Source organism: Sphingobium sp. LF-16, from assembly GCF_003711185.1.
GTDB classification, from domain to species: Bacteria; Pseudomonadota; Alphaproteobacteria; order Sphingomonadales; family Sphingomonadaceae; genus Sphingobium; species Sphingobium yanoikuyae_A.
This window is the reverse complement of the sequence record NZ_CP029335.1, coordinates 995,495-1,008,686: the sequence shown is the minus strand read 5'-3', so window position 1 is coordinate 1,008,686 and position 13,192 is coordinate 995,495. Positions and strand designations below refer to the sequence as shown.

The window sequence follows — 13,192 nt, the reverse complement described above, 5'->3', positions numbered from 1 at the left end:
TTGCGAGGCGGGCCATCATCAATCAGCCGGGTGGGCCAGCGGATCAATATTTGACATTAAGCGTCGCGATCGCCGTGCGGCCGGCGGCCTGATTGGCATAATGGGCGGCATAGGCCTTGTCATAATAACGCTTGTTGAAGACGTTGTTGACGTTGACCTGCAGGCTCACCGCATCGCTGAACGCATAGGATGCATTGCCGTCGAAGCGCCAATAGCTGGGCACCATGCGGGCCAGTTCCTTGGTGATGACGACCGCGCCATTGCTGATGGTGCGCGTATCGGAATAGCCGCCATAGACCTTCGCCATGTAGATCGCGCCGCCGCCGATGGTGAAGGCCGGGGTGATCTTGTAATTGGTGAAGGCGGTCAGGCTGTGCTTGGGCGTGTTGGGGAATTGCTTGCCCGTATTCACGCTCGGTGCGGCGATCGACACGCCGTTGACGGTCGTGACCGTCGAACCGCCATCGACGATCTCCGAGTCCATATAGGTATAGCCGCCGAACACGTTCCATTCCGGCGTGATATTGCCGTTGAAGCCGAGTTCGATGCCCTCGATCTTGCGCTCGCCGATATAGGCGACCGTGCCGGCATCGTTGGTGGCGCGGGCATTCTTGGTCTCGGTGCGGAAGGCGGCCAGCGTCAGCGACAGGGCGTCGCCGAAGAGGTTGGCCTTGGCGCCGATCTCGTAGGACTTGGTCTTTTCGACCTTCAGCGCGTCGGTCAGCGCCTGCGAGGTGGTGTTGAGCGCATTGCCCTCGCTGCCATTGGCGAGGAAGGCGCCGGGCGGCGTCGCGGAACTGGAGGCCGAGGCATAGAGGCTGCTATTCTCGGTCGGCTTGAAGATGATGCCGGCCTGATAGTTCCACAGATCATCCTCACGCTCATAGAAGGAGCGGTTGGCGGTCGAGGTTGCGGCCAGACCTGGGCTGACGCTGGTCTTGTAGCGGTCGAAACGGCCGCCCAGGTTGATCAGCAGCTGATCGGTGATGGTGATGGTGTCGAAGAAGGACGCAGCCTGCGTCGTGGTCTTCGACAGGGTCCAGGTCTTGGGCGCGCTGCGCACGATATCGGCCGTTACGGTCGAGCTGTCGCTGGCATAGCTGATCCAGGGATCGCTGGGATTGGGATTGTCGACGGTCGTGCAATTATAGCGGGCCAGCATCGCGGTCGAGCAGCGCGGGCTGACACTCGAACCGCTGGCGATCGCGGCACCGGTCGCGGCGTTGGACACATAGGTGCCGTTCGCCGCCTTTTCCTGACTGAACTCCACCGATGCCGAGAAGCTGTTCTTGATCCCGCCGATGCTGAACTCACCGGACAGGTCGGTCTGGTTCAGCAGGCCGTCGGTCTTGGAATAGCGGGTGTTGGTGCGACGCCAGACCAGACCGCCCGCGGTCGCCGCATTGGCGGCGTTGGTGCCATAGACATTGCCCTGCTGGTCGTCGGGCTGGGTCCAGACATAACCCTGGGTGCTGCGACCGTAGCGGGTGGTGTTGCGCAGCGTCACGCCGCCGAAATCATGTTCGGCGCGGATGGTGAAATTGTCGACATTGGTGTCGCGGAAATCACGATCCTTGAGGCCATAATAAGCGCCGCGCGGGACGCTGATTTCCTTGCCACCGATCGTGGTGAAATCCTGTGCCGGGCCGGTCTCCGTCACGCCGGCCGGGGCATTGCCGATGGTGTAGAGATAGGGAATACCCGAATCCGGCAGCTCTTCGGTGTGAAGATGATAATAGCCGATGGTCAGGCTGGTCGGGCCGTCGAGGCCCAGCTTGAGCGAGGGCGCAACGCCCCAGCGCTTCGACCAGATCGCGTCGCGACCGGCAACGTCCTGGTCATGCCACATCGCATTCAGGCGCACGCCGACAAATTCGTTGATCGGCTGGTTGATGTCGATCGTCGCGCGCTTATACTCGGCATTGCCCAGGCTACCGCTGGCGGCAATGAAGCGGTCGGCCTTGGGTGCCTTCGACACCAGGTTGATCGATCCGCCAGCGCTGCCGCGACCGCCCATTGAGCTGTCCGAACCCTTGACCACCTCGATCTGTTCGACCGCGAACACTTCGCGGCTTTGCGCGCCGATGTCGCGCACACCGTCGAGATAGGTGCTGGCCTGGCTATCGAAGCCGCGGATGAAGGGGCGGTCGCCCAGCGGATTGCCACCTTCGCCTGCGCCCAGCGTAATGCCTGGAACCGTGCGCAGCGCTTCGGTCAGGGAGGCCGACGCGGTGTCGTGAATGAGCTGCGACGGGATGACCGTCACAGACCGCGGGGTGTTGACCAGCGGCGCCGTGAATTTCGGCGAGTCCGCCTTGTCGACCTTGTAGCCTTCCTCGTCGATCGCCGTGTCGGTGACGACGACACCGCCCAGCTTCTGGCCCTCGGCGCCATTTTGCTGGTCGTTCGACTGGGCGATGGCCGGCGCGGCCGTGGCAAACAGGCCGACGCAGCTCAGCGCCAAAAAGCTGGTGGATGCGCGATCGCGCGTGTCATTCAGGTTCACGGATAATCCCCTTTTTCTGCTGTTGTGAATGGGCCGGCTGGTGCCGGTCCCATGGGTCAGGAATGGTGATGGAGGCGCATTTCGGCGGCGATGGGCGCCGCGCGATACCAGCCATGGCGGACGCGCTGGAGATGCCCCTCCTTGCAGAGGCGGCTGACATATTGGCGCGAGATGCCGATGCCGATGAAGTCGCCGGTGCTGGCCACCTGCCGTGAACGGGCAAGGGACAGTGCTCGGGCGCGCGCCAGCCCGGCCTGCTCCGGGCGCGACATGGAGAGAGCGGACGATGCCTTGTCGGTGCCGGCCTGCGCCACGGGCAACCATATCCCGGCATCGCGCAGCAGCAGGCCGCAGCGGAGCAGCCGTTCTGGCGCGTCCTTTCTGTCATCCCTTATGCCGACAAGGGCACGGCGTTGCGCACTGCCCAACAAAGCGAGCAACTCGACCTCGCCATCGCTGACGAACGGCGATTGCAGGGCGAAGCAGTGTACGCCCTGCTGGGCGGCAAGATCGACCAGCGCGACGAAGTCCGATCCTGCTTCGGGCAAGGCTGCGAGCCGGGCTGGCAGTCGGCCGCGCAGCGCCGCGATGACCTGCCGTTCGGGCGCCGTGCGACGGGCCAGCAAGCGCGTGAACTTCATGACCCTTGCCTCCTGCGCTTCATGGCGTCCCGTCCTTCATGATCGGCTGTTGCGAGCGCTAATAATAATGACTCGCAGACGGCGCCTGTTTACTGATAGGCGTTCGCAGGTCCATCAAATCGGGCAACATTGGGAAATGGTATAGAAACCCCAATGATCATCGGGGCGAGCGGTGCGCCATGGAGGGAGGGCAAGACTAGTTGGACGCGATGCGAATATTGCTGCTGGAAGATGATCGGGACACGCGGGACTATCTGGCCCGCGGGCTGAAGGAACTGGGGCATTGCGTCGTCGCGGAGAGCGACGGCAAGGCTACCCTGGCGCGGACCCTGAGCGAGGCCTTTGACATCCTGATCCTCGATCGGATGGTGCCGGGGCTCGATGGCCTCACCATGTTGCGGCTGGCGCGCGAAGCCGGATGCCAGGCACCGGCGATCATCCTGTCGGCCATGGCCGGGATCGAGGACCGGGTGGCGGGGCTGGAAGGCGGCGCCGACGATTATCTGATCAAGCCTTTTGCCTTTGCCGAACTGACGGCTCGACTGGGCGCGCTGGCGCGCCGTCCACCGCCGGGTGATCGCGGCGATTTCCAGGCGCTGCTGCGCGTCGCCGACATCGAAATGGACCTGCTCAGGCGCACGGTGCGGCGCGGCGACCGCCCGGTCGAACTGCAGCCGCGTGAGTTCAGCCTGCTCGAATTCCTGCTGCGCAACCCGGACCGGCCGGTGACGCGGACGATGTTGCTCGATCGAGTGTGGAATTTCGGCTTCGATCCCAAGACCAATATCGTCGAAACCCATATGAGCCGACTGCGCACCAAGCTGAACGAGGGCGGGCGCGAGGATGCGATCCGCACGGTCCGGGGATCGGGCTATATGGTGTTGAGCAGCGCGCAATGACCCTTCTCCCGCGCACTATAAGAGGGCTGTCGATCCTGTCGGCGACGGTATCGGGCCTGGTCATCCTGATTCTGGGCGTGGCCGCTATCCTGATCTCGCATCACGAGATCGAGGCGCAGATGGACCATCGCATCGAGCGCGAGATGGATGCCCTGCTGGATTTCCATGCGTCGAACGGCGCAGCCCAGCTCGCGCAGGTCGTGCGTGCCCGTGACGGCGCCACCACCGGTGGCACCGGTTATCTGGCCGAGACCGGCGGCGACGGGCGAATGATGCTCTACGCGCTGGCCGATGCCGAAGGGCGCCGGATTGCCGGACATCTCATCCCCAAGATGCCGGCTGACGGCTGGAGCGAGTTTCTGCCCATCCGCCATCCCGATGGCTCGATCGGAGAGGCACAGGCGCTCAGCCGGCGCTTGCCCGATGGCGGCCAGCTCGTCATTGCAGCCGATCGCTCGGCACTGCACCGATCCGATGATCGTATCCTGTTCGTGGTGATGATCGGCCTGGGCGTGATCCTGCTGACCGGCACGTTCAGCACCATCGCCTTTGGCCGGCTGGTCCGCCGCCGGCTGGTGCTGATCAGCGGCACGGCGCAGGGGATCATCGAAGGCGACTATGCCCGCCGGGTGCCGGTCGATGGATCGGGCAGCGAGTTCGACCGGATATCGACCATCCTCAACCAGATGCTCGGCCGGATCGAGGAACTGATGGGGTCCCTGCGGCAGGTATCAAGTGATCTTGCGCATGACATGCGCACCCCGCTCGGCCGCATCCGCCAGGATATGGAGCGGCTCGCTACAGCGACGAACGAGCCGGCCACCAGCCGATCGGCGGAACGCGCCATGGTCGACATCGACGCGCTGCTTGACCTGTTCGCTGGCCTGTTGGGGGTTTCCGAAGTGCGCGGCTTTGCAGCCCGGAAACGCTTTGTCGGATTACGATTGGACGAGGTGGTGACCGATGTCGTCGATGCCTATCGGCCGGCCTTCGACGATGATGGTCGCGATCTGACGGTGGACCTGCAGGCAGTAGAGGTGCTGGGCGATGCGCAATTGCTCAAGCGCGCAGTCGCCAATCTGCTGGAAAACATCCTAGCCCATGCAGGCAAAGGCGCGAGCGCGACACTCTCACTTCATCGCTTTGAAGGGCGCGTGATCCTCACTGTAGCAGACGATGGGCATGGGGTTCCGGAAAAGGATCAGGAGAAGATATTCGAACGGCTGGTCCGGCTGGACCCCAGTCGTTCAAAGGGCGGTCACGGCCTCGGTCTCAGCATGGTGCGGGCGATTGTGCATGCGCATCATGGGAGGGTCGGAGCAAAGTCGCCCACGCGCGGCCTTACGATCATGCTCCAATTTCCAATTGCGAACGTCAGGCGCGCTCCTGGCAGCGGCAACGGGCCGGAACAGATCGCTCAACGAACTGTCGACTAGTCGCGTTTAGAGACAAAAATGATATCGTGAAGCATCTGTGGTTGCTGCAGCAGCCAGCGGAGTGGCTGCCAAATTTGCGATTCATCACGACTTATTTATCCACAATCCGCTATTTTTTTGGACATGATCAAACGGAAACTTCAATAGCTGACGGTCCGGAACTGGGCTTCCAAAATTTCTTCCCGAATGACCGACTAGGGTCGGCTTCTCCATTCTCATACGAGTGGTGAGCCGCCCTTCTGTTCCCACGGTGCATGATAGTGGTACCGAACCAGCACCTTCGAAACCTCCATGATTTGTGACCATAGACAATAAAACGCCCTGTCGAGATGTTTCGCCATGGCCGACGCAAGCGCTGTGTGCCTCATTGGAACGCCCTTGCGACGAGCGATGCTGCCAAGGTCAGCATGACGATGCCGACGACCGCATCGAGCACGCGCCATGCCGCAGGACGCGCAAACAGGGGCGTCAGCAGACGAGCGCCATACCCAAGGGCTGCAAACCAGCCAACGCTGGCACTAGCGGCCCCCAGGACGAATATCGGGCGCAGCGCCGCCGGCGGGGCCGACCCCGCCGCCCCCATCAGCAGAACCGTGTCGAGATAGACGTGCGGATTGAGGAAGGTGAAGGCGGCGGTAGCGCCGATCGCCTTGCCCAACGTGATCCCGCCCTGCGTCGTCACGGTCATCGCCTCGGGCGCCATCATGCGCTGGAACGCCTTGAGGCCATACCAGCCCAGGAACAGGGCGCCGCCGATTGACAGGAGGAGCGTCAGTTGCGGCATCGCGCCCAGAAGCGCGCCGACACCGCCGACGCCGGCCGCGATGAGGATGGCGTCCGCGCAGCCGCAGAACAGCACGATCGGCCCGACGTGCTCGCGCTTCAGGCCTTGGCGCAAGACGAAAAGATTTTGCGCGCCAATGGCCATGATGAGCGCGGCCGACATGGCGAAACCGGTGAGGAAGGTGGGAAGCGTGTTTGTCATCCAGCAGCCTATGGCGTGGCACCCCACTTTAGGAAAACTTGTTCTACTAATCCTGATGAAGTAATTCTTCATCATGCTCGATTATCCTGCCCTTGCCGCCGTGGCCGCCATTGTGCGGGAAGGCAGCTTTGAACGCGCGGCCGAACGGCTGGGCGTCACCCCCTCGGCCATATCGCAGCGAGTGAAGGCGCTGGAGGAGCGGCTCGGCACGATCCTGATCGTCCGGGGACAGCCCTGCACGGCCACCAACCTTGGCCGGCAGCTATGCGCCCATGTCGACCAGGTCCAGTTGCTGGAGGCCGATCTCGCGCCGTCGCTCCATGGCTCCGAAACGCCCGTCACGCTCAAGGTCGCGGTCAATTCCGACAGCATGGCAAGCTGGTTTCCCGAAGCCGCAGCCGATTTCGCCCGCAACAGCGGCTGCATGCTGGAGTTCATCCTGGAGGATGAAGCGCATACCGCCGACCGCCTGCGATCGGGCGAAGTGGTGGCAGCGGTTTCGGCGGACCCGAGCGCGGTGCAGGGATGCCGGACCATCGAACTGGGCGCGATCGACTATCTGGCCTGCGCCAGTCCGGCCTTCATTGCCCGCCATTTTCCGGACGGCGTGACCGATCAGGCCCTGAACCAGGCCCCCTGCCTGCGCTTCGACCGCAGGGACGGATTGCAGGCCCGGTGGGCACGCGAGAGCCATGGGATCGATCTTGAGCCGCCGACCCATTGGGTGCCATCGACGCTGGGATTTCTCCACTTCGCGCTGGAAGGCATGGCCTGGGGAATGCAGCCGGTGATGCTCGCGCGCGCCCCAATAGACCGAGGGCAGCTTGCCGAACTCAACCCCGGCACGCCGATCCGAGTCATGCTCTACTGGACCGTGGCGCGGCTTCAGGCGTCAGCGCTTAAGACGCTGACGGATGCGGTGCGGCGGGTTGCCCGAACAAAACTGATCCAACTGAATTGAGTATAGTCCTGTTGCAGCTGTGCAGCGGACAGTCCGCAACTGATCGACGAGAATTAGAGGGTGAGTGTCGGGAAAGGGTCGAATCAGGACTGGCCTGCTATCGCTATAGCAGAAAGGTCCGCAGTGGCTTCGATAGGCGCACCAGCCTCCTTCCGTTCAGAGTATCGGTCAACGAGCTGCGCCGCATGCGGCCGCATCAGCACCGTGAAGCGCACCAGTTCCTCCATCACGTCGACGATGCGCTCGTAATAACTGGACGCTCGCATCCGTCCGGCTTCGTCAAACTCCTTGTAAGCCATCGCGACTGAGGACTGATTGGGGATCGTGAACATCCGCATCCAGCGGCCCAGCAGGCGAAGCGAGTTGACGGCATTGAAAGATTGCGAGCCGCCGGACACCTGCATGACCGCAAGCGTTCGCCCCTGCGTCGGCCGCATCCCGCGCATCTGGAGCGGCAGATGGTCGATCTGCGTCTTCATGATGCCGCTGATCTGGCCATGCCGCTCCGGGCTGCACCAGACCATCCCCTCCGACCATAGCGCGTGCTCGCGCAGTTCATGAACGGAAGGATGATCGTCTCCGGCTACCTGATCGGGCAGCGGCAGGTCGCTGGGATCGAAGATTCGTGTCTCGGCGCCGAAGAACTGCAGCAGGCGGGCGGCCTCTTCCACGGCGAGGCGCGAGAAAGAGCGTTCCCGCAGCGAGCCGTAGAGCAGCAGGATACGCGGAGCCGGTTGGTCCGGGCCGAGGCCAGCGGCGGGACGAGCCAGCGCGAAAGCCTTGTCCAAAGCAGGAAGATGATCGGGGTCGGCGAGTTCGCGCAGTCTCATGCGGAAATACCTTTCTCGTACCAAGGGCGTGTCCGCTTCACCAAGGCGACGATCGACAGCATCACCGGCACTTCGACCAGCACGCCCACGACCGTTGCCAGCGCGGCGCCGGAATTGAGGCCAAAGAGGCTGATGGCAGCGGCCACAGCCAGTTCGAAGAAGTTGGAGGCACCGATCAGCGCCGAAGGGCCGGCAACGCACCATGCCACGCCGAAACGGCGACTGAGCCAATAGGCGATGCCGGCATTGAGATAGACCTGAAACAGGATCGGCACAGCAATCAGCGCGATCATCAGCGGTTGCCGGATGATCTGTTCGCCCTGGAAGCCAAACAGCAGCACAAGCGTCAAGAGTAGGCTGGAAAGGCTGATCGGGCCAATGGCGGACAGGAAATGCTGGAGCCGCCTTTCACCGCCGCAAAGGAGCGCGCGGCGGAGCAGTTGAGAGATGACCACCGGGACGACGATGTAGAGCCCCACCGACAGCACCAACGTGTTCCACGGCACGGTGATCGATGCCACGCCCAGTAGAAGACCCACCAGCGGTGCGAAGGCAAAGACCATGATCAGGTCGTTCAATGCCACCTGGCTCAGGGTGTAGTTCGGTTCACCATCAACGAGGTTGGACCAGACGAAGACCATCGCTGTGCAAGGCGCTGCAGCCAACAGGATCAGCCCAGCAATGTAGGACGACGATGCGTCTTTAGGCAGCATTGGCGCGAACAGGTAGCCGAGAAAGAACGTGCCGAGCAGCGCCATCGAGAAGGGCTTGATCGCCCAGTTTACAACAAGTGTAACGCTGATACCGCGCCAGTGCTGCCGAAGGCTATGAAGCGCGCTGAAATCGACGCGCAGCAGCATCGGGATGATCATCAGCCAGATCAAAGCCGCCAACATGAGGTTGACGTTGGCGATCTCCAGCGCTGCAATCGCCTCAAAGGCGCCCGGGAGCAAATGTCCCAGCCCGATCCCGATCACGATGCACAGGGCCACCCACAGCGAGAGATAACGCTCGAACAGCGACATGGTCGTCAGTCCTCCCCGGAAGCGACAGGCCCGGTCGCTGTACCGCCGCCCAGGGCGATCTGCATGTAGACCGTGTCGAGCCAGCGTCCGGCCTTCCAGCCCATGCCAGTCAGGCGGCCGACATGCTCGAAACCGCAGGATCCGTGGAGCGCGACCGAGGCCGGTTCGCCGCCGCCAATAACGGCGACCATCTGCCGAAAGCCATAGGCTTCAGCGGCCTCCAGCAAGGCCTTGAGCAACAGCTTGCCGATGCCGCCGCCGCGCCGGTCGTGCGCCACGTAGATGCTGTTCTCGCAGGCATAGGCATAAGCTGGTCGATCGCGGAACTGCGTGGCGTAAGCGTAGGCCACCACCGCTGATCCATCACAGGCAACAAGGAACGGCCAGCCTCGCCCGGTCACCATTCGTATCTTCTCTACGGTCTCGGCCTCGGTCGGTGGCACCACCTCGTAGGTCGCCGTGCCATTCAGGACATGATGCGCATAGATGGCGGCGATGGCCCTCGCATCGTCTATCGTTGCGCTGCGAACCGAAAGGGTCATCGCCGGGTCGCTTCCACGACTTCGCCGTCTTCCTTGACGAACGTGCTGCGCTGCTCGGTCGGCAGCAAATCCAACACTTCTTCGGACGGGCGGCAGAGCTTCACGCCCAGCGGCGACACGACCAGCGGCCGATTGATGAGGATCGGATGCTCCATCATCGCGTCGACCAATGCCTCGTCCGTCAAGGTCTCGTCGCCGAGGCCTAGTTCGGCATAAGGCGTTCCCTTCTCGCGCAGGAGAGCGCGCGGAGTAATGCTGGCCCGCTCGATGAGCTCAACCAGCAGCGCACGGCTTGGCGGCGTCTTCAGATATTCGACAATGTGGGGCTCGATGCCCGCATTGCGGATCATAGCCAGGGCATTACGAGAGGTCCCGCAAAGCGGGTTATGGTAGATCACGATATCAGTCATTATCGCCTCTTCAGCAGCAGGTCAGTTCGGCCAGCAGCGGCTCGCACAGTTCGGCGCGCCCCTGGCAGCAATCCTTGGCCAGATAGATCATCAGTCCGCGCAGCACGTCGAGGTTGGCGCGCTGGATCTGTTGGCGGCCACGCTTCTCGGAAAGCACCAGGCCGGCCTTCACCATCACGGCCAGATGCGTCGAAAACGTGCTCTGGGTCAGCCCTGATGCCTCAACCAATTCGCCAGTCGACAGGCCATAAGGCTCATGTCGGATCAACAGGCGGAACGCATCGAGCCGCGTCGGATGGCCGAGAGCGGAGAGTATCGAGAGTGCATCGCTGGTGTCCATGCATCGTAATTATCCGATGCAATCAAATCAGTCAATAAGTCATCGCTAATTTCCGATGCTTTAATCGACAGGCTTGAGGGCAGCTTGAGACCAACTGCTAAATGGATGCTGACTTCCGGAGATTGGCTCCGAGCGCGCGGCTGGAACGGAAAACCTGACCGTCTGCTCCTGGGAAGCAAAAATTGCCACGTGAACGGCTGCAAAGGGTCGCCTGCCGCCGGATAGGCGGGGAGAGGGCACGCTCACGTTCTCCCTTAGCATGAGGCGCCCATTCCATCCAAGAGGCCACAGCCTCACTCCTCCGGGTAGCATACTCGCGACGGCAGAAATCGGCGCCCTATGACCGCCATTATGAGGATGCCGACCCAAGCTCACACGGTGCTGACCGTACCGCCATCTATGACAAATTCAGCGCCGTGGATCGCCCCTGCGCGATCCGAAGCCAAATAGGCGATAAGGTCGGCGACTTCGGAAGGCTCCGCCCCGCGGCCGATTGGAATGCCGCCGAGAGCCTCAAGGACTGACTGCCTCGCATCCTCGATTGTGCCGCCATTCGTGTCCTGCAGGCGCTCCAAGAAGCGGCCCGTCGACTCAGTCATGATCCAGCCAGGGGAGACCACGTTGACCCGCACACCCTTGGGACCAAGCTCCTTGGAGAGCGATTTGCTGTAGGTCCTGAGCGCGGCCTTGGCGGCGGCATAAGCTGTCGTCGATTCCGGCAATGGCAGCACGGACTGGATGGACGTGACATGCACCACGGCGCCGGCGCCCTGTTCGATCATCTTGGGCACCAGCAGGCGATCGAGGCGGACGGTCGCCAGAAGGTTGAGGCTCAATTCCGCAAGCCAGTGTTCATCGGTCAAGGCAACGAAGCCGCCGCCCGGCGTGGACGAACCGCCGATGACATGCGCGAGAATGTCAATGCCGCCCAAGCGTTCGAGAGCAGCATCCGCCAGCGCCTTGCTGCCTTCCGGGGTCGCGAGGTCGGCCTGGACGAACTCCACTCCGTCGATGGGCTCCGGCGTTCCGCGCGCGGCGGTGATAACGTGCGCGCCTCCGGCCAGAAACCGGTCTACCGTGGCGCGGCCCGCACCTTTGGTGCCGCCGCTGACGAGTACGCGCTTTCCTGCGAACTCGGTCCGATCAGCCTTGATCGTCATGCCGTGACCTCCACTGCCTCGATCGCATCGGCTTCGATCGCGAAGCAGTAGGTGAAGCGGATGGGACTACCGGGAAAGTCGCCATGGGCGGGGCCTTCGACGACGACCAGACCGTCTTCGCGGCGGATAGCATCCGGCGTGAAGATGGCTTTCACGGCGATGACCTTTTCCTCGAACAGGGTCCGGATCTGGTCGTGGCCCTCAAAGCGCTTCCCATTATCCAGGAAAGCCGCGTCAGCAGCAAACGGCTTGAGCATGGCGTCTGCATCGAGCCGTGCGTTGGCCGCGACATAGTCGGCGATGGGTTTGGGTAGTTTGATCGGCATTGCTACGCTCCTTGCGGTGACGAGGAGAATTTAGCGCCGCACAATGATTGTGATAATCGGGCTAAACCGGCATGTGGCGTTGCGAAAGGCAGGACAATGTCGAAGCACGGTTTGATCGAATTTGACGCTGTGCTCGCGATAGCGCGGCGGGCATCGTTCCGCGCGGCAGCGCTGGAACTGGGGCTTTCCACCACCGCGCTAAGCAATGCCGTCGGCAAGTTGGAAGGGCAGCTTGGCGTCCGACTGTTCAATCGCACGACTCGCAGCGTGTCCCTCACCGATGCTGGACGAAATTTCGTCGAGCAGGTTGGGCCCGCTGTGAGCACCCTCCACGAAGCGATGGGAGCCGCTCGATCACAGCAGGAAACACCCTCCGGAACTCTGCGGATCAATGCTTTCGCCACAGGCGCACGGGAGATACTCGGCCCACTTTTGCTGAAGTTCCTGCGACGTTATCCCAAGGTTCACATCGATCTCGTCACCGAGGGCCGGATTGTCGACATCGTCGCTGAGGGGTTTGACCTCGGATTACGAACCGCAAACCTGGTGCCGACCGACATGATCGCCATTCCAGTCGGACCTCCGCGCAGTTTTGCCGTCGTGGCGTCGCCTGCATATTTCAAGGCCAACGACAAACCACGCACACCCCCGGACCTGCTTCACCACTCCTGCTTGCGCATCCGGTTGCCAAACGGCGCGCTGCATCGCTGGCACTTCGAGAAGAACGGCCAGCCTGTTTTAATCGATGTTTCCGGCCCCATAACCCTGGACGAGGCGAGCCTGTCGCGCATCGCCGTGCTCGATCATGTCGGCATCGGTTATTTCATGGAAGCCGACGTCCGGGACGACATCCAGGCGGGACGCCTGGTCCGTGTCTTGGAAGACTGGACGCCGCCGCTCGCACCCTTGTGCCTCTATTATCCTAACCGGCGAAATGCTTCAGCTGCTTTCAGGGCCCTGATCGAGATGGCGCGACAATCACCGGGGTAACCGACTTGCCGGGACTGCTTTTGCCATCAACTGCGATTCTCCGTGCTAGGCTGAATGGCGGTATCGGGTCGCGACCTGCTGGAATACCGGACGGACCGCAACTGGGCATCGGGGTATAGCGTCCGAACGGCAACAAGGGGG

14 protein-coding genes are annotated in these 13,192 nt (G+C 62.5%); 4 read left to right on the top strand and 10 right to left on the bottom strand.

Annotation, left to right across the window (positions count from 1 at the left end; genetic code table 11):
• Positions 1-43: 43 nt before the first annotated feature.
• Positions 44-2,506 carry a TonB-dependent receptor gene (locus DIZ22_RS04905; protein WP_122928005.1) on the bottom strand — a complete coding sequence of 821 codons (2,463 nt, stop codon included), beginning with the start codon at positions 2,504-2,506 and terminating at the stop codon, positions 44-46.
• Positions 2,507-2,562: 56 nt separating this feature from the next.
• A complete protein-coding gene (locus DIZ22_RS04900; protein ID WP_122928004.1) occupies positions 2,563-3,147 on the bottom strand; it encodes a type IV toxin-antitoxin system AbiEi family antitoxin domain-containing protein in 585 nt (194 codons plus the stop codon).
• A gap of 209 nt (positions 3,148-3,356) precedes the next feature.
• Here DIZ22_RS04900 and DIZ22_RS04895 point away from each other — a divergent pair, with 209 nt between their 5' ends.
• Both DIZ22_RS04895 and DIZ22_RS04890 read left to right on the top strand, forming a co-directional pair.
• Positions 3,357-4,046, top strand: a complete 690-nt coding sequence (locus tag DIZ22_RS04895; RefSeq protein ID WP_122928003.1) for a response regulator transcription factor — start codon at positions 3,357-3,359, stop codon at positions 4,044-4,046.
• On the top strand, positions 4,043-5,482 hold the full coding sequence (locus DIZ22_RS04890) for a HAMP domain-containing sensor histidine kinase (RefSeq protein WP_122928002.1): 1,440 nt from the start codon (positions 4,043-4,045) through the stop codon (positions 5,480-5,482). Before DIZ22_RS04895 ends, DIZ22_RS04890 begins: the two co-directional genes overlap by 4 nt.
• A gap of 364 nt (positions 5,483-5,846) precedes the next feature.
• Here the strand turns inward: DIZ22_RS04890 and DIZ22_RS04885 are convergent, their stop codons facing one another.
• Positions 5,847-6,542, bottom strand: a complete 696-nt coding sequence (locus DIZ22_RS04885; RefSeq protein WP_240626804.1) for a LysE family transporter — start codon at positions 6,540-6,542, stop codon at positions 5,847-5,849.
• Between DIZ22_RS04885 and DIZ22_RS04880 the strand changes: the two genes are divergently transcribed.
• Complete coding sequence (locus tag DIZ22_RS04880; RefSeq protein ID WP_122928000.1) at positions 6,541-7,428, top strand: LysR family transcriptional regulator ArgP; 888 nt, start codon at positions 6,541-6,543, stop codon at positions 7,426-7,428. The genes DIZ22_RS04885 and DIZ22_RS04880 overlap by 2 nt on opposite strands.
• An 83-nt stretch (positions 7,429-7,511) precedes the next feature.
• On the opposite strand, the gene arsH is transcribed toward DIZ22_RS04880, so the two are convergent.
• The 7 genes from arsH to DIZ22_RS04845 all read right to left on the bottom strand — a co-directional run bounded on the left by arsH (position 7,512) and on the right by DIZ22_RS04845 (position 12,061).
• Complete coding sequence (gene arsH / locus DIZ22_RS04875) at positions 7,512-8,258, bottom strand: arsenical resistance protein ArsH (protein WP_097382276.1); 747 nt, start codon at positions 8,256-8,258, stop codon at positions 7,512-7,514.
• The gene (gene arsB / locus DIZ22_RS04870; protein ID WP_122927999.1) at positions 8,255-9,283 is read right to left on the bottom strand and encodes an ACR3 family arsenite efflux transporter; all 1,029 of its coding nucleotides are present in this window, start codon (positions 9,281-9,283) and stop codon (positions 8,255-8,257) included. The genes arsH and arsB overlap by 4 nt, the downstream gene beginning before the upstream one ends.
• A 5-nt stretch (positions 9,284-9,288) precedes the next feature.
• Positions 9,289-9,825 (bottom strand): GNAT family N-acetyltransferase, encoded by a 537-nt coding sequence (locus DIZ22_RS04865; protein WP_122927998.1) that lies wholly within the window; start codon positions 9,823-9,825, stop codon positions 9,289-9,291.
• Complete coding sequence (arsC, locus tag DIZ22_RS04860) at positions 9,822-10,235, bottom strand: arsenate reductase (glutaredoxin) (protein ID WP_097382273.1); 414 nt, start codon at positions 10,233-10,235, stop codon at positions 9,822-9,824. The genes DIZ22_RS04865 and arsC overlap by 4 nt, the downstream gene beginning before the upstream one ends.
• Positions 10,236-10,245: 10 nt before the next feature.
• Positions 10,246-10,575 (bottom strand): metalloregulator ArsR/SmtB family transcription factor, encoded by a 330-nt coding sequence (locus tag DIZ22_RS04855; RefSeq protein ID WP_097385166.1) that lies wholly within the window; start codon positions 10,573-10,575, stop codon positions 10,246-10,248.
• A gap of 371 nt (positions 10,576-10,946) precedes the next feature.
• On the bottom strand, positions 10,947-11,735 hold the full coding sequence (locus DIZ22_RS04850) for an SDR family oxidoreductase (RefSeq protein ID WP_122927997.1): 789 nt from the start codon (positions 11,733-11,735) through the stop codon (positions 10,947-10,949).
• Complete coding sequence (locus DIZ22_RS04845) at positions 11,732-12,061, bottom strand: nuclear transport factor 2 family protein (RefSeq protein ID WP_122927996.1); 330 nt, start codon at positions 12,059-12,061, stop codon at positions 11,732-11,734. The genes DIZ22_RS04850 and DIZ22_RS04845 overlap by 4 nt, the downstream gene beginning before the upstream one ends.
• Before the next feature lie 96 nt (positions 12,062-12,157).
• On the opposite strand from DIZ22_RS04845, the gene DIZ22_RS04840 reads away from it, so the two are divergent.
• Positions 12,158-13,051, top strand: a complete 894-nt coding sequence (locus DIZ22_RS04840; protein WP_122927995.1) for a LysR family transcriptional regulator — start codon at positions 12,158-12,160, stop codon at positions 13,049-13,051.
• The last annotated feature ends 141 nt before the right edge of the window (positions 13,052-13,192 follow it).